The organism is Dyella sp. ASV21, assembly GCF_016428975.1.
Classification (GTDB): domain Bacteria; phylum Pseudomonadota; class Gammaproteobacteria; order Xanthomonadales; family Rhodanobacteraceae; genus Dyella.
Genome location: NZ_JAELTT010000358.1, coordinates 1 through 313 on the forward strand (window position 1 = coordinate 1; position 313 = coordinate 313).

Sequence of the window (313 nt, forward strand, 5' to 3'; positions counted from 1 at the left end):
CGCGGATCTTGCCGTGCACTCGCTCAAGGACGTGCCGGCCGAACTGGAACCAGGCTTTGCGCTGCCGGCGATCCTGCCGCGAGCCGATGCCGCCGATGCGTTCGTGAGCAACGACTACGCCCACCTCCTGTCTCTTATACACATCTCCGAGCCCACGAGACCCGTGACCGAATCTCGGTTGGCGGCGTGTGGGTGGAAAGGGGGGGGGGGGGGGGGGGGGGGGGGGGGGGGGGGGGGGGGGGGGGGGGGGGGGGGGGGGGGGGGGGGGGGGGGGGGGGGGGGGGGGGGGGGGGGGGGGGGGGGGGGGGGGGGG

1 pseudogene is annotated in these 313 nt (G+C 77.3%); it reads left to right on the top strand.

Features of this window, described 5'->3' with window-relative positions:
• Positions 1-136: pseudogene (locus JHD67_RS21920) on the top strand (hydroxymethylbilane synthase); the annotation flags it as partial.
• Positions 137-313 lie beyond the last annotated feature (177 nt).